The organism is Bacillus sp. JZ105, from assembly GCF_053903125.1.
Genome location: NZ_CP096387.1, coordinates 3001156 through 3020029, shown reverse-complemented (window position 1 = coordinate 3020029; position 18874 = coordinate 3001156). Strand labels below are relative to the sequence as shown.

Here is an 18874-nt window from a genome sequence, read left to right as displayed (position 1 = left end):
GTAAGCATACATTTAGGTTTTTAAAATATTTTGTGATAAAATGTTGTCACAATTTGCAGGAGGTGAAAATGGTGGCTTTAGATTTTTACGAATACCCATCTTGCGGTACATGCCGAAAAGCAAAAAAGTGGCTGGAAGCACACAATAAAGACATCAACAGCATACATATCGTCGAAGAGACGCCTGATAAAGAAACAATAAAAGCCCTTTACGAAAAAAGCGGTTTAGAGCTGAAGAAATTCTTTAATACAAGCGGACAAAAATACCGGGAGCTGCAGCTGAAAGATCAACTTCCTGCAATGTCAGAGGACGAGCAGCTAGAATTACTCGCGTCTAACGGAATGCTGATTAAGCGTCCGATTACAACAGACGGAAAACGAGTCACGGTAGGATTTAATGAAGATACATTTAAAAGCGTCTGGAAATGATGTAACTTTCATTCAGATTGTGGTATCTTCAATATAGATTGTAAGAAAAGACTGGAGGGGTATTGAATGAGCACACCAAAAGATTTACGTTATTCAGAAGAACATGAATGGGTCAAAGTAGAAGGAGATAAGGTGCGTATCGGTATTACGCATTTTGCTCAATCTGAGCTGGGCGATATCGTGTTCGTTGAGCTTCCTGAAGTAGGAGACAAAATCACAGCGGACGAGCCTTTCGGAAGTGTAGAATCAGTGAAAACCGTTTCTGAACTTTATGCACCGATCAATGGCACAATCGTTGAAGTGAACGATGAGCTGGATGACAGCCCAGAATTCGTCAACGACTCTCCATACGAAAAAGCATGGATGATCGTGGTAGAACCAGCTGATGCTTCTGAAATTGAGAACTTAATGACGGCTGAGCAATACGAAGAAATGACAAAAGAAGACTAATTCATGAGAAATTGGACACTCTACCTTTATGGGGGGTGTCCAATTTGTCTTTTCAAAAAGAACACGTGGATATAACAGAGCATGTCACTGGACGATTCAAAGAAAGCGGCATGGTGCTTTATCATCAAAATGAAGAGATTGGCACGATGATTAGTGAAAACCAATATGAGCTGAAATCGGGATATTCCTATGATCAAAATCGTTTTTATCGTTTAACGGATACATTAACCGATGGGACAGAAAAATATGTTGACTGTGACGATGAAAATGGCTGGTGCTAATCACAGATGAGACTGCAGTGAACAGAAGCTGCAGTCTTTTTGATGACGAGGCGCTCAATCTTTACAACCTGAATGAAAGATTGTAATCTAAGGAAGAAGTGAATCAACGTCAAAAGGGCCGGGTGATCGTGATGAATGTCGAGATAGAAAAGGTCATCATTGTAGAAGGTAAAACAGACAAACAAAAGCTAAAAGAAGTCATAAGTGAACCTGTTACCATCATTTGCACCAATGGCACGATCAGTACATCGAAGTTGGATCAGCTTGTGGACGATTTAGTGGGGAAAGACGTTTACATATTAGCTGACAGTGACGATGCAGGCGACAAACTGCGGAAGCAATTTCGAAAAGAATTCCCTGAAGCACTTCATCTTTTTGTCGACAGAACGTACCGCGAAGTGGCCGCTTCACCGTCAGCCCACATTGCATCTATCCTATTAGCTGCAAACATTGATGTTCATTCGAAATATTTATGAGGGTGGACGTATATGAAAGAGATTGAAGAACACGAATTCAAGGAGATAGAGGACGATTTATTTCTTTTATACTTATATACACCGTTTTGCGGAACATGCCAGCTGGCAAAGAAAATGCTGGCAGTTGTAGACGCCATGCAGCCGGATGTACCATTTTACGAAAACAATTTAAACTATTCACCAGGCTTTGCGAAAGCATTTGAAATTGAGAGTGTTCCTTGCTTTCTCCTGTTTAAAAAAGGTGAATTGGTGCAAAAAGGCTATGCCTTTCACTCAGTTCCATATCTTCATGAAATGATTGAAACCGCTAAATAAAGCGGTTTTTTGTCATATTTCAAGAAATTCATTTGAAAATTTGTCGAGTTATTTATAAAGGACAAGCCGATGTTTGTAGAGAAATGTTATGTATAACCAAATGACAGGGAGGTTATACATGTGGAAAATGTGAAAGCCCATGGTAACACAGGGCAGCGTTTATTATTAAAGCCGCTGCTCTCATCATCATCCTTGAAGATTACATTTGAGGCGGAAACTGACTCTTGTACATTGATTGTGGATGAACGTGGTGAAGTGAAGAAACTACCTGCAATTGAGTTATCGGATCTCATCTTTTATGGTGAGAGGAAAGAGATTCTACAATTATTAGATGGAGATATGTCCTTACAGCAGTTAATCAGCAGGGGACAAGTCAAAGTGAAAGGGTCATTCCGTGCGCTCCTGAGACTAGAGGCAGTGCTTTGGCTGACGAACGGTTTTTTTCGAAAAATGATAACGTAGTTGTTTACTTGGAAATTAGCGATTTACAGCGTTGACATATCTCGGGTAGCATGATATTCTACGTTAGTAAAAACATGAACATCACATAAAACAACATATTTTCTCTTATTAAGAGAGGTGGAGGGACGTGCCCTATGAAACCCGGCAACCGTCAGCATAGCTGAAATTGGTGCCAATTCACTCAAAGCCGCAGCGCTTTGAAAGATGAGAGAAAGGCGTAATTGACATAAAAGGCCTTTCTGCTTGCGTTGCAGTTAGGTCTTTTTTACTGACCTGGCGCCAGGCTAGAGTCATGACACAAAGAAGAATAAATAACGTATGTGATGGAAACCTATAGATTCAGCAAGAAAGCAGGTGATCAGACTGTGATCCATTTACAGAATGTATCAAAAACGTACCATTCAAAAAGCGGAAATGTTGATGCCGTGAAAGACGTCAACTTGGATATTGATAAAGGTGAAATATTCGGAATTATCGGGTATAGCGGTGCAGGGAAAAGCTCGCTTATTCGCCTATTAAACGGTCTGGAGCTGCCAACAGAAGGAATTGTTGAAGTGGCAGGCAACCGGATCAATGAAGTATCAAATGCGAAACTTCGGAAAGCCAGACAAGAAATCAGCATGATCTTCCAGCACTTTAACTTGCTTTGGTCAAGAACGGTGAGACAAAACATTATGTTCCCGCTTGAGATCGCAGGTGTACCGACATCGAAACGGAGAGAGCGTGCGAATGAACTGATTAAATTGGTCGGTTTAGAAGGAAAAGAAAATGCATACCCGTCTCAGCTAAGCGGCGGGCAAAAACAGCGTGTCGGCATTGCGAGAGCATTAGCGAATGATCCAAAGGTTCTTCTATGTGACGAAGCGACATCTGCGCTAGATCCGCAAACGACCGATTCGATCCTTGAACTTTTGGCGGATATCAATAAAAGGTTAGGGCTCACGATTGTGCTCATTACACATGAAATGCACGTCATTCGCAAAATTTGTCATCGCGTCGCGGTCATGGAAAATGGACGCATTGTCGAAGAAGGCGAAGTATTACGCGTCTTCAGACAACCGAAGGAAGAAATGACGAAACGATTTGTGAAACAGCTTGCAGAACCAGAGGAAGCGAAAGAAACAATCGAGCACGTCTTAGAACGAGTAAAAGAAGGTCAGGTCGTACGGTTGTCCTTTATTGGAGACTCTGCCGAGCAGCCGCTGATCACTGAAATCATTCGATCCTTCAATGTCGATGTGAATATCCTTCAAGGGAAGATTTCTCAAACGCAGGAAGGCGCGTTTGGAACACTCTTTATCCACATTAATGGAGAAGAGACCGAGGTAGAAAAAGCCATCGCCTATATCCAAAGCAAACAGGTTGAAATCGAGGTGATGACACATGTTTGAGAAATGGTTTCCGAACGTTGATTTAGACGTCATCTGGAGTGCAACAGGTGAAACGGTGTATATGACACTGATTTCATTGGCATTTGCCTTTGCAATCGGGATTATCTTAGGGCTCCTGCTCTTCCTTACAGGAAAAGGCGGTCTTTGGGAAAATAAACCGATAAATGCTGTCATCGGCGCTGTCGTCAATATTTTCAGATCGATTCCTTTTATCATTTTAATTATTTTATTACTAGGGTTTACGAAATTCTTAATGCATACGATTCTTGGCCCAAATGCAGCACTCCCTGCCCTTGTCATAGGGTCAGCTCCATTCTATGCACGTCTTGTCGAAATTGCACTGCGTGAGGTAGATAAAGGAGTCATTGAAGCAGCACGATCAATGGGAGCAAAAACGTCAACAATCATTTTCAAAGTATTGCTGCCAGAATCATTGCCAGCCCTTATTTCAGGTATTACCGTAACAGCAATTGCTCTGATTGGCTCTACTGCGATTGCAGGTGCAATTGGAGCAGGCGGACTTGGTGACCTCGCCTATGTGGAAGGGTACCAATCTGGTAATACAGATGTCACACTTGTAGCTACTGTGTTTATTCTCATCATCGTCTTTATTATTCAAATAATCGGTGATTTGATTACAAATAAAATTGATAAACGTTAAGGGAGGATTTATTCATGAAGAAATTGATTTTAAGTGCACTATTTCTAGCATTTGCAGGTATTTTAGCTGCGTGCGGTTCATCTAATAACGCAAGTGAAAGCAAAACCATTACGGTTGCCGCTTCAAAAACGCCGCATGCCGAAATTCTTGAAGAAGCAAAACCACTTCTAAAAGAAAAAGGCTACGATTTAAAAGTGAAAGTGCTTAGCGATTATAAAATGTACAACAAAGCGTTAGCTGAAAAAGAAGTGGATGCGAACTTTTTCCAACATATCCCTTACTTAAACGAAGAAAATAAATCAAACAAAGATTATAACCTAGTGAGTGCTGGTGCGGTTCACCTTGAGCCTTTCGGTATCTACTCTAAGAAATACAAATCCGTAAAAGATATTCCAAACGGCGGCACAATCATCATGACAAACAACGTAGCTGAACAAGGCCGTATGCTTGCCCTGCTGCAAAATGCTGGTGTCATCAAGCTTGATCCGAAGGTTGATACAATCAACGCAACAGTAAAGAACATTAAAGAAAACCCAAAGAACCTAAAATTCAAAAAAATCGCGCCTGAATTAACTGCGAAAGCTTATGAAAACAGTGAAGGCGATGCTGTATTTATCAACGTCAACTATGCGATCCAAAATAAATTGAATCCGAAAAAAGATTCAATCGAACTTGAGCAAACAAAGAACAACCCATATGCAAACATCGTTGCGGTTCGCAAAGGTGACGAAAAATCAGATAAGATCAAGGCATTAATGGAAGTTCTTCACTCTGATAAAATCAAAGAATTCATCGACAAAAAATATGACGGTGCAGTATTGCCTGTATCTGAGTAACAACATTTCAACCTCGCTTCTACCAAAGCGAGGTTTTTTGTGTATTTTTTCAAATCTCGCTCATAATAAAAACGTACAAATGACCTGAAGGGATGGAATCAAGATGAATGAACAGCATATGAGCGGATCCATGCAGCAATCACTGACTGATTATAAAACCGCAATGGGTGAATTTCAGAAGAAAATGCCGGTGTTTGGAAAGAAATTCAATGAATTTACGGAGCAGTGCTTCCAAAGCGATTCATTAACGCAAAAGGAAAAACAAATAATTGCCCTCGGTATCAGTATTCATGCGCAGGATGAATACTGCATGATTTATCATACAAAAGGAGCGCTCGATCAAGGGGCGACAGAAGAGAATTTGCTGGAGGTTGTCAGCGTGGCGGCAGCTTTTGGCGGCGGGGCAGCACTAAGCCAAGGAATCACTGTCGTTCAGCAATGTATTGATGAATTTGGAGGACAGACGCATTAAGGGAAGCAAAACACGGTATTTTTCCATCTCAGGGAGTTGAGCGCTTCTCATCCGATTGTGTGAGAAAATATGCCAGCATAAGGTGTCATATCCCTTTTGAGTGAAGACGCATACGTTTGCTACAATAAAGCTACACTCGAAGGAAGGGAATGGTTTATTATTTGTTCGGACCATAGTACACTGGGATTGGACTATACCGCCGAGATGGAAAAGGCCATGCATCAAGCTCATGGCATGAGCTATGCAGAGTACGAAAGAGACCATGACTTAAGGATGAAAGTGGAATATAAACGAGAGCAGTCCTATCGAGATGAGAAAAGACAGCTCGCAAAAATGAATATACGAGGCTAATAATAGCTGAGGGGCGGGGAGAATAGTTTCCCGCCCTTTCTTTATGAAAACAGTCTTTTCGACATAAATCCTTTTATCTATCTGCTTTTTTTGTTAGAATTTTGAGAGCATCCTCTCACGCTTATTGTGAATGTGTTGTATTCAGTTTTAATTTGTTATAAAATTAGAATGAGAATAAATTGAGAATAATGATTATTTTGGAGGTATCGATATATGACTGCTTCGACATTAACAATTAAGGACTTGCACGTTGAGATTGAAGGGAAAGAAATCTTAAAGGGTGTAAACCTCGAGATAAAAGGTGGAGAATTCCACGCAGTAATGGGACCAAACGGAACAGGTAAATCTACTTTATCTGCTGCCATTATGGGCCACCCTAAATATGAAGTAACAAAAGGCAGCATCTTGCTTGATGGCGAAGATGTCCTTGAAATGGAAGTAGATGAGCGCGCTCAAGCTGGTCTTTTCCTTGCGATGCAATACCCATCTGAAATCAGTGGTGTTACAAATGCTGACTTCCTTCGTTCTGCAATTAACGCACGCAGAGAAGAAGGCGATGAAATCTCTCTTATGAAATTCATCCGCAAAATGGACGAAAACATGGAGTTCCTTGAAATGGACCCAGATATGGCACAGCGCTACTTAAATGAAGGTTTCTCAGGCGGGGAGAAAAAACGCAACGAAATTCTTCAATTAATGATGATTGAACCAAAGATCGCCATCCTTGACGAAATCGATTCTGGTCTTGATATCGATGCCTTGAAAGTTGTTTCTAAAGGAATTAACAAAATGCGCGGCGAAAGCTTCGGCTGCTTAATGATCACTCACTATCAGCGTCTGCTGAACTACATCACACCAGATCACGTTCATGTCATGATGCAAGGCCGTATCGTGAAATCTGGCGGACCAGAACTCGCGCAGCGTCTAGAAGCAGAAGGCTATGATTGGATTAAAAAAGAGTTAGGAATTGAAGACGAAACTGTTGGTCAAGAAGCGTAAGCGTTAGGAGGATTATTGATGACATTAGAAACGAAATTATCAGTAGATCAAGATTATGTCAAAAGCTTCTCCGAGAAGCATCAGGAACCGGCATGGATGAGCTCCCTTCGCTTACAGGCTCTTGAAAAAGCAGAAGACCTCCCAATGCCAAAGCCTGACAAAACGAATATTTCAAAATGGAATTTAACGAATTTCAAACAGCATACAGTCGAAAGTGCGCCATTTGGATCATTAGAAGAGCTTCCAGAAGAAGTGAAATCTCTGATTGATTTAGAGGACACAAATAAGACAGTTTACATTCAACGTGATCAAACGCCGGCCTATTTGTCTCTTTCAGCTGAAGCAAAAGACAAAGGTGTGATCTTCACTGATCTTCATACAGCGATTCGTGAGCATGGAGATTTAGTGAAACAATACTTCATGACAGATGCAGTGAAAGTGGATGAGCATAAACTAACAGCTTTACATGCTGCTTTAGTGAATGGCGGAGCTTTCCTCTATGTACCGAAAAACGTAGAGCTTGAAGCACCAATTCAAGCTGTTTATCTTCATGAAAATGACGAAACGACTTTGTTCAACCATGTCATCGTCGTAGCAGACGATCATAGTGCTGTGACATATGTAGAAAACTACATCAGTTCAGCAAAACCGAAAGAAGCGATCTTCAATATCGTTTCTGAAGTGTTCACAGGCGCTAACGCCCGCGTCACATACGGTGCTGTAGATAACCTTGCAGAAGGAGTCACAGTATATGTAAACAGACGCGGTATGGCAAATGGCCGTGACAGTAAAATCGAATGGGCGCTTGGCTTGATGAATGATGGAGACGTCGTATCTGAGAACATCACAAAACTGATGGGTGACGGTACATTCGGTGATACGAAATCAGTTGTTGTCGGCCGAGGAAACCAAACAGAAAACTTCACAACAAGCATCATCCACTTCGGTAAAAACTCTGAAGGGTATATCTTGAAGCATGGTGTGATGAAGGATCAAGCATCTTCTATCTTTAACGGAATTGGCAAAATCGAGCATGGCGCAACAAAGTCAAATGCAGAGCAGGAATCACGTGTCCTCATGCTGAGTGAGAAAGCACGCGGTGACGCAAACCCAATTCTTTTAATTGATGAAGATGATGTGACAGCAGGGCACGCCGCTTCTGTTGGACGTGTTGATCCAATTCAATTGTACTACCTCATGAGCCGCGGGATTTCCAAAGAAGATGCAGAAAGACTTGTGATTTATGGCTTCTTAAATCCAGTTGTGAAAGAACTGCCGATTGAAGGAGTTAAAAAGCAGCTGATTTCTGTGATTGAAAGGAAAGTAAAATAATGAATATCAAAGACGTTCGTGAGCAATTTCCAATCCTTCATCAGCAAGTGAACGGACATGATTTGGTGTATTTGGACAGTGCAGCGACTTCTCAAAAACCAAGAGTGGTCATTGATGCAATGAATGAGTATTACCGGTCTTACAACTCGAACGTCCACCGGGGTGTTCATACCCTTGGCACAAGAGCAACGGACGCATACGAGGGTGCGAGAGAGAAAGTTCGTGCATTCATCCGTGCTTCATCTGTCCAGGAGATTATTTTTACTAGAGGTACAACAACTGCACTAAACACAGTGGCGATCAGCTATGCTAGAGCCAACCTCAAAGAAGGCGATGAGATTGTCATTACGCATATGGAGCATCATGCGAATATCATCCCTTGGCAGCAAGCAGCGAAAGCAACTGGCGCCACATTGAAATACATTCCGTTACAGGAAGACGGCACGCTATCGCTTGAAGATGTGAAGCAAACGATCACACATCAAACGAAAATTGTCGCAGTCACACATGTCTCAAACGTATTAGGAACCATCAACCCGATTAAAGAAATCGCCAAAATCGCCCACGATCATGGGGCAATCATTGTCGTCGACGGTGCGCAAAGCACTCCGCACATGCAAATTGATGTTCAGGATCTAGATTGTGACTTTTTCGCATTCTCTGGGCATAAAATGTGTGGACCGACTGGCATCGGTGTGCTTTACGGGAAGAAGGACCTTTTGAATAATATGGAGCCTGCTGAGTTTGGCGGTGAAATGATCGACTTTGTGGATCTATATGATTCTACATGGAAAGAGCTGCCGTGGAAATTTGAAGCGGGAACACCGATTATTGCTGGAGCAGTTGGACTAGGAAAAGCAATTGACTTCTTAAATGACATTGGTATGGAGGAAGTCAGCCGTTACGAGCATCAGCTTGCGACTTACGCGCTTGAGCGCTTTAAAGAGCTTGACGGTGCGACTGTTTATGGACCGCAGCACCGAGCTGGGCTTGTGACGTTTAACTTAGACGACGTCCATCCGCATGATGCGTCAACTGTTCTGGATACGGAAGGTGTCGCCATTCGTGCTGGACACCACTGTGCACAGCCGCTCATGAAATGGCTTGGTGTATCAGCGACTGCAAGAGCAAGCTTCTATCTGTATAATACAGAAGAAGAGATTGACAAACTGATTGCAGCGCTCCGTAAGACAAAGGAGTATTTTACGAATGTCTTTTAATGTAAACTTAGACACACTGTACAGACAAGTGATTATGGATCATTATAAAAATCCGAGAAACAAAGGTGTGTTAAACGACAGCATTGTCGTCGATATGAACAACCCAACGTGTGGTGACCGCATTCGTCTTACGATGAAAATCGAAGACGAAAAAGTCACGGATGCGAAATTTGAAGGAGAAGGATGCTCGATTTCGATGGCATCTGCCTCCATGATGACGCAGGCCATTAAAGGGAAAGATATTGAAACAGCTTTGAAAATGTCTCGGATTTTCTCCGATATGATGCAAGGAAAAGAATACGACGATTCCATTGATCTTGGTGACATTGAGGCGCTGCAGGGAGTAGCAAAATTCCCAGCCCGCATCAAATGTGCAACATTATCTTGGAAGGCGCTTGAAAAAGGCGCAACTGCCGAAGATAACGGCAAATCATAAGATTGGAGTGAAAATGGATGGCTAAAAAAATGCCAGATGTTGGTGAATATAAATACGGCTTTTCTGATAAAGACGTTTCCATTTTCCGTTCAGAGCGCGGACTGACAAAAGAGATCGTTGAAGAAATTTCTCGTATGAAAGAAGAGCCTCAGTGGATGCTCGACTTCCGTTTGAAATCTCTTGAGCACTTTTACAACATGCCGATGCCACAATGGGGCGGAGATTTAAATGCATTAAATTTTGATGAAATTACGTACTACGTAAAGCCATCAGAGCGCTCTGAGCGTTCTTGGGATGAAGTACCAGAAGAAATCAAACAAACCTTTGATAAGCTTGGTATTCCAGAAGCAGAGCAAAAATATTTAGCTGGTGTATCTGCTCAGTATGAATCTGAAGTTGTGTATCACAACATGAAGCAAGACCTTGAAGATCTAGGAATTGTGTTTAAAGATACAGACAGCGCATTAAAAGAGAACGAAGACATCTTTCGTGAGCACTGGGCAAAAGTCATTCCTCCGACTGACAACAAATTTGCTGCGCTTAACTCGGCTGTATGGTCTGGTGGTTCATTTATCTACGTACCAAAAGGCGTAAAAGTAGATACTCCACTTCAAGCATACTTCCGTATCAACTCTGAAAACATGGGTCAGTTCGAACGTACACTGATCATCGTTGACGAAGGCGCACATGTGCATTACGTAGAAGGCTGTACAGCTCCAGTTTACACAACAAACTCACTTCACAGTGCGGTAGTTGAAATCATCGTTAAAAAAGGCGGCTACTGCCGTTATACAACGATTCAAAACTGGGCAAACAACGTCTTCAATCTTGTGACAAAACGTACAGTATGTGAAGAGAATGCAACAATGGAATGGATTGATGGAAACATCGGTTCTAAGCTGACAATGAAATACCCAGCGGTCATCCTAAAAGGTGAAGGCGCTCGTGGTATGACATTAAGTATTGCCCTTGCAGGTAAAGGTCAGCACCAAGATGCAGGTGCGAAAATGATTCACCTTGCACCAAACACATCTTCAACAATCGTATCGAAATCGATTTCCAAACAAGGCGGTAAAGTCACATACCGCGGAATCGTTCACTTCGGACGCAAAGCAGAGGGTGCACGCTCAAACATCGAGTGTGACACACTCATCATGGATAACAAATCAACATCTGATACAATCCCTTACAATGAAATCTTAAACGATAACATTTCATTAGAGCACGAAGCGAAAGTATCAAAAGTATCAGAAGAACAGCTATTCTACTTGATGAGCCGCGGAATTTCTGAAGAAGAAGCAACAGAAATGATCGTCATGGGCTTCATCGAGCCATTCACAAAAGAACTACCAATGGAATACGCCGTTGAAATGAACCGTTTGATTAAGTTTGAGATGGAAGGTTCTATTGGTTAACCATTGATATACAGGGGTTTAAAGGTGTTTAGGCGTTACATTTATATTAAACACCCACAAAACACCCACAAAATTTAATTATTGAACATACCGCAGATACAATTCCTTTGGTCCCTCATTTTTGGGTGGCATGGAGATACGTGTCTGCGGTTGTTTTTTATGCTAGAATGTCCCCGTAGGTTGCTTGATCGCTGGGACAGCTTCAAAGGTGGTATCGCCGTTGCTTACAGAAATAAAAAGCCACCTGTTAAATCAACAGAAGCAGAAGCATCCAAAACAGCAGCTTCAAACCTGTTAAAAAGTCATATGGCTTGCCAAATGGTCTTGCTGCTGATGGCATAAACGGACCTAAGACAATAAAAGCTGCTCTGGAAAAAGCATTGAAATAAGTAAAACCCCTGTTCTTTTTAGGATGGGTGATTTTTTTGTTTGTTGATTAGTAACATTGATCAAGTAAATTTTCTAAAATGTTGTTAAATCACTAAAGCATTTTCATCAATAAAAAACATACATATTCCTATATATATTCATGATCTTTATTGTTAAAATAAGGGTTAATATGCAATGTGTTAATAAAATAACTTGTTTTTAACAAAAATATATAAAATGTTCTCTTCGCCTACGATAATGAAATAAAATGAATAGTGATAGGAGCTGTATGCTTGTCGGAAAAAGTCGAAAGTCCATTTGTTTGAATCCCTTTTGATTAATTAGGACTATTGAATATGTTCTCTTTTATACCATAATATTCTATAATTGTATAATGGAGGGCTATAAGATCGTTAAAGTGTTGATTATTAAATTACGAGTCCGGGTCGTAATTTTTTAATAATACAATTCAAAGGGGAAACAAAATGAAGAGATTTATAACAAGTTTGAAAGTCTTTGTTGCTGTCTTATTATTGTTTGCGATCACACCCATTGTAGCAACCGCAGAAGAAACTAACGATCAGGATTTAACGTTTGAAAAAGCATCGGATATTGTAACAAATAAAGACATAGAAAACTACAAGGCTTTAAGTGAAGAAGAGATCATTGATCGAAAGACAGCGATTAGTGAGGGGTATGCTGAAGGTGATGTTTTATCAAAAGAAGATACCTTATTTTTACTTACTGAATCAATTGTTGAACGTCAAGATCAAAACGGAGAGCTTTCAACTCTAGCTGGTAAATCATCAAGAAGTTTTAGTACCTCAAGAAAGAAATACGGAACAAAAGTAACTTTAAAAGGCACAATGTATCAGAATATTGCGTTCGTTGCAGGAACATCATCGTTTCGAGGAAATATTAAAGCAACACGAAACAGTGGGAAGCTCAAGCAAATCACCCTACTTACTTACCATGATTCATTCGGTGTCGTAGGATGGAACGGAGGGTGGCCATCTGTTGGTAAAGTATATGGTGGAAAAGTCAGTAATAAAAAAGTTGCCAATGCCAAAACATATGCAATGGATAAAACACATCGTTACAATTCCGTTTTGCCTGTCTACACCACTATGTGGACAAAGGCAGCTGTGAAAACAAAGTCAGGAAATGCCTATGATGTAGCTTCTAAAACTTGGACTAGATGGCATTAATCCTTAATGAGAGGAGATAGTAAATATGCCTTGGAATACAATTATCACTGCCGGTCTATTTGTTGTGATACCTGTAGTCATTATCACAGCAGTCGTTTACTTTATTAAGAGAAAGAACACCAAAACATCTAATAGTTGATGACTTTAAAAAGAGCCGTTCATATTAATTCGGCTCTTTTTTTATATTAGCTAGTCAAAATTGCTCCCGAATAAGGCTTTACTATATCAAAAACCCTAAATTTTGCGGTTTCTTTTCGGTGTCGAAAGATTCTTAAAATGATAATATATGTCATTATAGGGAATAGTAAGGAAGGGGTAGGATCTTATGGAGAAAGTGCTTTCTTCTCATGTCGGGTTGAAAATCAATGAATGGTATTACCATATTCAAAGATTTAACGTACCGGACGCCGAAGCATATAAAGAAGAAATAAAATCTTTGCTCGATAATATGGAGGAAAACCAGGATTTATTATTATATTTCTCTCTTATGGAATTCCGACATAAATTAATGTTGGATTATTTGAATCCATTGGAGAATGGGAAAGAGCGTGCCAACTTTAGAGAATTAGCAATGAAGATTAAAAGGGATCAAGAGAAATTAACAGGCTTACTTGATTATTATTTTAATTTTTTCTACGGTATGTATGAATTTGAAAACTATGAATACCTCAATGCTATTACCTTCTACAAACGAGCAGAAAAAAAGCTATCTCTTGTAAGTGATGATATTGAACGTGCCGAGTTTAATTTCAAGATGGCTGAAATCTATTACCACATGAAACAAAATCACATGTCTATGCACCATATCGCACAGGCGATAGATTGTTACAAAGAAAAAAATACTTATACTGTTAGACAGATACAATGTTCCTTTGTCATCGGATTAAATTATATTGATATGGGTTGCCCCGAAAAAGCAAAGCCTCATTTTGAATTCGCACTAGAAAAAGCTACTGACAACTCAACAAAAAGATTAAAAGGATCGGCGCTTTATAATATAGGGTTGGGTTATTTCCACAACGATGAACTATTAATGGCTATTAAATACTTCAATGAATCTATTCACTCTTTTAAAGAACAAGGATATGAGCATTTAAATAAAATTCTTGATCCGTTGGTTATGTTGACAAAATCATACTTTAAAACTGATCAAAATGATTTAGGGTTATACGCCTTAAAAAACGGGATGGAATTAGCTGAAAAATTAAAAGACGACATATTTCTAAATACATTCACTTTATTGAGATCATTGTATTTAGAAAACAATGTTACTCGTATAAAAGAAGCAATGGCTTATTTGGGATCAAAATCTTTTTATGCGAATCTTGAAGATTTATCGAAAGATGCGGCGAAGCATTATAATAAAGCAGGAGATAAAGAGCACGCAAACGAATTTTATGAGAAGATTCTTTATTTCCAACACCAAATTAAGAGAGGGGACTGTCTTTATGAAATTTAAGTCAGTTACAGCCGTATTAATAGTTGTCAGTGTGTTAGGTGCTTTTAGTTATGTTTCATCAAACGATATCCATAATGAAGCCCAGCGGGGACATACAACAAGTATTGGTTATTTTGCTTAATTTACGTACCTTCATGATGGCGTTGTGTTTTTAGCAAATGGGGAGAATTATAAAGTGTTAATTACAGAAAAAATTTAATTCGAGAAGCCAGGCCATCTCTCCAAAAACATCATAATTATCATGAAAGCCATCATTTTTTTCTTTGGACTCATTTTTCATTTGAGAGCATGCATTCCTATTATTTTGTGTTCCCTCATTTGCGTTTGACCGTATCGAGAGAGAATTCTTTAATCAAACTTTTCTCTAAACAAACATAAATACTTGCCACATTCAAATTAGTACTGTATAGTTCTAATTATGACAAAGGCAAAATTAATGAATCAAAAACGTGTACTTGAAGTAGCTGCAACATTGTTTTTAGAAAAAGGGTTTGCTTATACAAGTATGGATGAATTGGTACGTGTAAGCAAAGTATCAAAATCTAATGTGTATTATCACTTTTCTAATAAGGAGGAATTATTAGAAGGGGTCGTTGATTATTGGATTGACATGTATCAATCTGCAATTGATGACGTAATTTCTCAGACCCAATTTTCAGTTGAAGATCGTATCCAAATGTTTTTAAAGCAATTATCACAAGGCGTTCAGTCGAGAGAGTATCAGGGAGGCTGTCCATTTATTACTCTTTATATTCAAAGTCCTGTACAGGCCACGCAAATAAAAGAAAAAATAGGTCTTTTTTTTACAGGATTACAAAAGAAAGTTTCTCTATTACTGAAACAAGGTGTAGAGAACGGGGAATTCAGAAATACGATTCAGATTGATGAGGTGGCATCACTTTTTATTACAAATCTTGAAGGAGCGTTATTTATTTCAGAAACATTGAAGGATGCCACTGTCATCACAAAAACAGCAGATCATTTATTTAACTTGCTTCGATAAAGAAGCATTTTTTTTACATCAAATTAGTACTGTTTAGTACTAAAAAGGAGATTTCATATGAAAACAGTATTTTTAACAGGTGGAACAGGCTTTATTGGAAAGCAATTAGTGAAAGAATTAGCCAAAGAGGATGTGAACATTCTTCTTTTAGTGAGGTCGAAAAGTAAAGCAGCACGTATTTTTCAAGAAAGAGGCATTTTAAAAGAGTCAGTGATGCACTTTGTTGAAGGTGATTTGACGAAAATAGATTTAGGTCTAAGTCCTGAAGATAAAGAGAGGATATTGAAGACGGATGTGCTGATTCACGCAGGAGGCCCTATGGATATTCAAGCGACAAGTAAAGAGGCAGCTTCCGTCTTTTTAAATGGCGCCAAATATATTGGTGAATTAGCTAAAAATATTCATCAATTGAAGGGCTTGCAGCATTTTATTCATGTTGTCGGTTATATGAGCCCCTTTGATGATGAAAATAGCCAGATTGCAATTGATGTGTTTAAAGAAGGAAACGATTATTTGAAAATAAAAAATCCATATGAGAGAACAAAATTTTTAGCAGATCTTTATATCCGTCAACAAGCGTCAGCTGTCGGTTATCCGCTGTCTGTCATTAATCCGCCAACTGTGGTCGGCAGTAGTAAAACAGGGAGTACAGAGCAGTTAGCAGGATTAGGATTGCTTGTGACAAGTATGCGAAGAGGGCTTATGCCAGTGATTCCTGGAGGTAAAGGATATAGGCTGCCACTGATTTCAAACGATGAGTTTGCGAAGTTTATTGTACAGGTTTTCAGGATGGAGCAGCCGGCTATTCAAACATATACACTTGTTGAAGACAAAGAGCATGATCAGGACATTGCTGAATTATTAAGTGTGATGTCGGAAAGTATGAATATGAGGGCACCAAAAATCTCTGTCCCAATGCCGTTTATGAAAGCAATAATGAAAAGTGGAGTAAGTAAAATAACAAACATTCCTTCTGATGGACTCAATTTTATGACAAAACGAACATTTTCAAATGCTTCAGTGAAAAACATAATGGGAGGGGATTGGTTTAAGAAGACGAGTGTCACGAACTTTTTCCCTGCCGTAGTAGCTGATCTGGATTATCGCATGATGGATCAACATGGGGAGCATTATCATGTATTTGAGCGAACATTATGCGATAACAACACCCTTTACCAATTACAAGGAGAAGGGAAACCGTTTATTTTATTACATGGTTTATTGAGTGATGGAGAGGATTTATTCCCTTTAGCACAAGAGCTTCATGAAAAAACGGGTCAGCCTGTATGGATCTTGGATCTTCCAGGTTTGGGGCGTTCCCCATTTAAGCGAGAGAAACATCTTCTAGATATCTATTTGAATGTAGTGAAAAAGGTATTGGAGAAAGCGGCTAATGGTGCACATCTAATCGGCCATTCATTCGGTGCGTTTATTCTACTGGAAGCATTGGGACAAGGGTACATAGATAAGAAGTATTCAATCACTTTACTTTCGCCGCCAGTTGCTAAAAAAAATGCTAAATCGCTAAATGTTCCACAATGGATGAACAAATGGTCATTAAAATTAGCAACTCCTAAAATGATAGAGCGTTATTTATTAAGTAATGGTTTGTTTGAAGGGACGGAGAGCATACCTGAACATTATATTGAAAAAATCAGAAACAGTTTTACGTCCCCTAGAATTTTAAATACGACGGTTCAGCTTAATCATTTACTACTGAACACCGATCACGGTGATTTCAATAAAGCAACAAAGCATAATCTTCACATGATTTGGGGGGAGTATGACAAAGGCTATTCTGCTCCATTGCATCTTGGTAAAGTTGATGTTGTTCCATACGGCCATCATTTCCCTCTTAGCCATCCGAGTGAAACGGCAGCATTGGTTATAAAAAATAGTATACTAGCAGATGAGATTGTGGGATAAATAAAAAGAGTTGTATTTTCTTAGCCTTCAAACTTATGACGTTATATGACACAATAACAAATATATATGGTGTTTTGTTTTCTTTCATACAAAAAGGCGAACCCGACAGTTCGCCTTTTTCTTATGCTTTATATCAGTCACTTCGCCACATTCATCGTGTTTGTTTTCGGCTTGTCATCAACCTTCCCATACGTCAGCTGCCGCCAGATAAATTCCATCGGTCCATACTTAAACCGCTTTAACCAAAACGTACTGAAAAGCACGAGGAAGACATAAACCCCGAGTCCAATCATAAACGTGCCAGCAGGCTGAAGATGATCGGCAAGTCCGGCTCCGTATTTCAGAAATAGTGTTGTGCCAATGATGGAGTGAAGCAAATAGCAGGTCAGTGACATGCGTCCGACTTTGGTAAAGACCATCAAAGCACCTCGCAGCTGAGGGACGTGAAGAAACAGCATCGCAAGTGTACTCATATAGAACATACTGCCTGTTAATCCGCCGTTTTGTTCAAGGGCAGAGGCTATGTTCATCCACAGTGTATTTTCAAAAGGATTGACTGCTGCTATGATCGTGCTGCTCTGTGTAATCAGAAATGCGATTGTGAAAATGACCCAAATGCGATTCCAAATCGCTTTTTTCGCCTCCATGTTTTTGAAAAACTCCATTTTCACAAAATACACACCGAGTAAAAACATGAAAAACATAGAATAGACAGTAGAAAAAGAACCGGAAGCCATTGTCACCATATCTGTCCACCGATCACTAATAGATGCTAAATAAGTCATACTGTTGTGGCTGATTAATTCAAAATCAGCAAAGTCCGGCTTGCCTGATGATCCTGAACTGACGGTATTGAGCAGCATCGTGAAAATAGGTGTGAGCAATTGAATCACAAAAAGTGTGATGAGCCAGAATAGGATGGTTTTGGCTGTGCGTTTGTAAAAGAAAAGCAATAAAAAGCCAGCGGCTGCATAATAGGCCAAAATGTCACCAATCCAAACAAAGGTCAAATGCAGAAGGCCAAATCCTAAGAGAATGGTTAATCTGCGGGCAAACAGCTTGTTCGGACTGTCCACCTTCTGAGCAGCTCGATCCATAAAAATCATAAAACCAACCCCGAATAGAAAGGAAAACAGTGTAATGAATTTCCCCGAGGCGAACCAATTCACCACATGGTGAAAGACATCATTTGACTGCATATCAAACCCCTTGGCCGAATCCACGATCAAAAAGTAATTGACTAGAATAATCCCCATTAAGGCGAACCCTCGTACAATGTCCAAGAAATGAACCCGTTCCCGCAGACTCATCGGTTGTCCGTGTGCTACTTTGTTTGCATTCATATCCATGCTCCTTTTCTTGTTATGATAATGTGATTCGAATC

The 18874-nt window shown here is 39.8% G+C and carries 23 protein-coding genes and 1 riboswitch; of the genes, 22 read left to right on the top strand and 1 reads right to left on the bottom strand.

All coding sequences use genetic code 11. From position 1 onward, the window contains the following. Positions 1 to 71: 71 nt before the first annotated feature. From M1D81_RS15640 to M1D81_RS15535, 22 genes are all read left to right on the top strand, one after another. The gene (locus M1D81_RS15640) at positions 72 to 428 is read left to right on the top strand and encodes an arsenate reductase family protein (RefSeq protein ID WP_034623889.1); all 357 of its coding nucleotides are present in this window, start codon (positions 72 to 74) and stop codon (positions 426 to 428) included. Between the two features lie 66 nt (positions 429 to 494). Further along, a complete protein-coding gene (gcvH, locus tag M1D81_RS15635; protein WP_008347039.1) occupies positions 495 to 878 on the top strand; it encodes a glycine cleavage system protein GcvH in 384 nt (127 codons plus the stop codon). Positions 879 to 922: 44 nt separating this feature from the next. Beyond that, complete coding sequence (locus tag M1D81_RS15630; RefSeq protein ID WP_024423405.1) at positions 923 to 1159, top strand: YusG family protein; 237 nt, start codon at positions 923 to 925, stop codon at positions 1157 to 1159. Positions 1160 to 1290: 131 nt separating this feature from the next. Further along, a complete protein-coding gene (locus tag M1D81_RS15625; protein WP_024423404.1) occupies positions 1291 to 1635 on the top strand; it encodes a toprim domain-containing protein in 345 nt (114 codons plus the stop codon). Positions 1636 to 1647: 12 nt separating this feature from the next. Then, the gene (locus M1D81_RS15620) at positions 1648 to 1950 is read left to right on the top strand and encodes a thioredoxin family protein (RefSeq protein WP_024426005.1); all 303 of its coding nucleotides are present in this window, start codon (positions 1648 to 1650) and stop codon (positions 1948 to 1950) included. 120 nt (positions 1951 to 2070) lie between these two features. Then, complete coding sequence (locus tag M1D81_RS15615; RefSeq protein ID WP_024423403.1) at positions 2071 to 2412, top strand: SCP2 sterol-binding domain-containing protein; 342 nt, start codon at positions 2071 to 2073, stop codon at positions 2410 to 2412. Positions 2413 to 2514: 102 nt separating this feature from the next. Then, positions 2515 to 2623, top strand: a riboswitch (SAM riboswitch). Positions 2624 to 2777: 154 nt separating this feature from the next. Further along, a complete protein-coding gene (locus tag M1D81_RS15610) occupies positions 2778 to 3803 on the top strand; it encodes a methionine ABC transporter ATP-binding protein (RefSeq protein WP_024423402.1) in 1026 nt (341 codons plus the stop codon). Further along, entirely contained in the window at positions 3796 to 4464 is a 669-nt protein-coding gene (locus M1D81_RS15605) for a methionine ABC transporter permease (RefSeq protein ID WP_024423401.1), read from the top strand. The genes M1D81_RS15610 and M1D81_RS15605 overlap by 8 nt, the downstream gene beginning before the upstream one ends. Positions 4465 to 4478: 14 nt before the next feature. Next, a complete protein-coding gene (gene metQ, locus M1D81_RS15600; RefSeq protein ID WP_024423400.1) occupies positions 4479 to 5300 on the top strand; it encodes a methionine ABC transporter substrate-binding lipoprotein MetQ in 822 nt (273 codons plus the stop codon). 103 nt (positions 5301 to 5403) lie between these two features. Beyond that, entirely contained in the window at positions 5404 to 5772 is a 369-nt protein-coding gene (locus M1D81_RS15595; RefSeq protein ID WP_342487471.1) for a carboxymuconolactone decarboxylase family protein, read from the top strand. A gap of 216 nt (positions 5773 to 5988) precedes the next feature. After that, positions 5989 to 6123, top strand: coding sequence for a hypothetical protein (locus tag M1D81_RS15590; protein WP_254965641.1), 135 nt, complete (start codon positions 5989 to 5991; stop codon positions 6121 to 6123). Positions 6124 to 6336: 213 nt separating this feature from the next. Further along, positions 6337 to 7122 (top strand): Fe-S cluster assembly ATPase SufC, encoded by a 786-nt coding sequence (gene sufC / locus M1D81_RS15585; RefSeq protein ID WP_007500355.1) that lies wholly within the window; start codon positions 6337 to 6339, stop codon positions 7120 to 7122. 18 nt (positions 7123 to 7140) lie between these two features. After that, entirely contained in the window at positions 7141 to 8454 is a 1314-nt protein-coding gene (gene sufD, locus M1D81_RS15580) for a Fe-S cluster assembly protein SufD (protein WP_456266430.1), read from the top strand. Continuing rightward, positions 8454 to 9674 (top strand): cysteine desulfurase, encoded by a 1221-nt coding sequence (locus M1D81_RS15575; RefSeq protein ID WP_251215869.1) that lies wholly within the window; start codon positions 8454 to 8456, stop codon positions 9672 to 9674. The genes sufD and M1D81_RS15575 overlap by 1 nt, the downstream gene beginning before the upstream one ends. Then, a complete protein-coding gene (sufU, locus tag M1D81_RS15570) occupies positions 9664 to 10110 on the top strand; it encodes a Fe-S cluster assembly sulfur transfer protein SufU (protein ID WP_456266431.1) in 447 nt (148 codons plus the stop codon). The genes M1D81_RS15575 and sufU overlap by 11 nt, the downstream gene beginning before the upstream one ends. Positions 10111 to 10127: 17 nt before the next feature. Next, positions 10128 to 11525 (top strand): Fe-S cluster assembly protein SufB, encoded by a 1398-nt coding sequence (gene sufB, locus M1D81_RS15565; protein ID WP_007500362.1) that lies wholly within the window; start codon positions 10128 to 10130, stop codon positions 11523 to 11525. Positions 11526 to 11705: 180 nt separating this feature from the next. Beyond that, positions 11706 to 11867 carry a hypothetical protein gene (locus tag M1D81_RS15560; protein WP_456266432.1) on the top strand — a complete coding sequence of 54 codons (162 nt, stop codon included), beginning with the start codon at positions 11706 to 11708 and terminating at the stop codon, positions 11865 to 11867. A 512-nt stretch (positions 11868 to 12379) separates the two neighbouring features. Further along, entirely contained in the window at positions 12380 to 13102 is a 723-nt protein-coding gene (locus M1D81_RS15555; RefSeq protein ID WP_377971024.1) for a hypothetical protein, read from the top strand. A 325-nt stretch (positions 13103 to 13427) separates the two neighbouring features. Continuing rightward, positions 13428 to 14561: a response regulator aspartate phosphatase gene (locus tag M1D81_RS15550; protein WP_456266433.1), complete on the top strand. Its 1134-nt coding sequence runs from the start codon at positions 13428 to 13430 to the stop codon at positions 14559 to 14561. Beyond that, positions 14551 to 14682 carry a hypothetical protein gene (locus M1D81_RS15545; protein WP_260861132.1) on the top strand — a complete coding sequence of 44 codons (132 nt, stop codon included), beginning with the start codon at positions 14551 to 14553 and terminating at the stop codon, positions 14680 to 14682. Before M1D81_RS15550 ends, M1D81_RS15545 begins: the two co-directional genes overlap by 11 nt. A 315-nt stretch (positions 14683 to 14997) precedes the next feature. After that, a complete protein-coding gene (locus tag M1D81_RS15540; protein ID WP_202738631.1) occupies positions 14998 to 15564 on the top strand; it encodes a TetR/AcrR family transcriptional regulator in 567 nt (188 codons plus the stop codon). 57 nt (positions 15565 to 15621) lie between these two features. Beyond that, positions 15622 to 17490 carry an alpha/beta fold hydrolase gene (locus M1D81_RS15535; protein WP_456266434.1) on the top strand — a complete coding sequence of 623 codons (1869 nt, stop codon included), beginning with the start codon at positions 15622 to 15624 and terminating at the stop codon, positions 17488 to 17490. 137 nt (positions 17491 to 17627) lie between these two features. On the opposite strand, the gene M1D81_RS15530 is transcribed toward M1D81_RS15535, so the two are convergent. Beyond that, positions 17628 to 18833 (bottom strand): DUF418 domain-containing protein, encoded by a 1206-nt coding sequence (locus M1D81_RS15530; RefSeq protein WP_456266435.1) that lies wholly within the window; start codon positions 18831 to 18833, stop codon positions 17628 to 17630. Between the last annotated feature and the right edge of the window lie 41 nt (positions 18834 to 18874).

Coding starts and splice junctions, on each gene's coding strand:
- gcvH (WP_008347039.1), top strand. CDS start 495: ATGAGCACACCAAAAGATTTACGTTATTCAGAAGAACATGAATGGGTC.
- M1D81_RS15625 (WP_024423404.1), top strand. CDS start 1,291: ATGAATGTCGAGATAGAAAAGGTCATCATTGTAGAAGGTAAAACAGAC.
- M1D81_RS15620 (WP_024426005.1), top strand. CDS start 1,648: ATGAAAGAGATTGAAGAACACGAATTCAAGGAGATAGAGGACGATTTA.
- M1D81_RS15605 (WP_024423401.1), top strand. CDS start 3,796: ATGTTTGAGAAATGGTTTCCGAACGTTGATTTAGACGTCATCTGGAGT.
- metQ (WP_024423400.1), top strand. CDS start 4,479: ATGAAGAAATTGATTTTAAGTGCACTATTTCTAGCATTTGCAGGTATT.
- M1D81_RS15595 (WP_342487471.1), top strand. CDS start 5,404: ATGAATGAACAGCATATGAGCGGATCCATGCAGCAATCACTGACTGAT.
- M1D81_RS15590 (WP_254965641.1), top strand. CDS start 5,989: ATGCATCAAGCTCATGGCATGAGCTATGCAGAGTACGAAAGAGACCAT.
- sufC (WP_007500355.1), top strand. CDS start 6,337: ATGACTGCTTCGACATTAACAATTAAGGACTTGCACGTTGAGATTGAA.
- sufD (WP_456266430.1), top strand. CDS start 7,141: ATGACATTAGAAACGAAATTATCAGTAGATCAAGATTATGTCAAAAGC.
- M1D81_RS15575 (WP_251215869.1), top strand. CDS start 8,454: ATGAATATCAAAGACGTTCGTGAGCAATTTCCAATCCTTCATCAGCAA.
- sufU (WP_456266431.1), top strand. CDS start 9,664: ATGTCTTTTAATGTAAACTTAGACACACTGTACAGACAAGTGATTATG.
- sufB (WP_007500362.1), top strand. CDS start 10,128: ATGGCTAAAAAAATGCCAGATGTTGGTGAATATAAATACGGCTTTTCT.
- M1D81_RS15555 (WP_377971024.1), top strand. CDS start 12,380: ATGAAGAGATTTATAACAAGTTTGAAAGTCTTTGTTGCTGTCTTATTA.
- M1D81_RS15550 (WP_456266433.1), top strand. CDS start 13,428: ATGGAGAAAGTGCTTTCTTCTCATGTCGGGTTGAAAATCAATGAATGG.
- M1D81_RS15545 (WP_260861132.1), top strand. CDS start 14,551: ATGAAATTTAAGTCAGTTACAGCCGTATTAATAGTTGTCAGTGTGTTA.
- M1D81_RS15540 (WP_202738631.1), top strand. CDS start 14,998: ATGAATCAAAAACGTGTACTTGAAGTAGCTGCAACATTGTTTTTAGAA.
- M1D81_RS15535 (WP_456266434.1), top strand. CDS start 15,622: ATGAAAACAGTATTTTTAACAGGTGGAACAGGCTTTATTGGAAAGCAA.
- M1D81_RS15530 (WP_456266435.1), bottom strand. CDS start 18,833: ATGAATGCAAACAAAGTAGCACACGGACAACCGATGAGTCTGCGGGAA.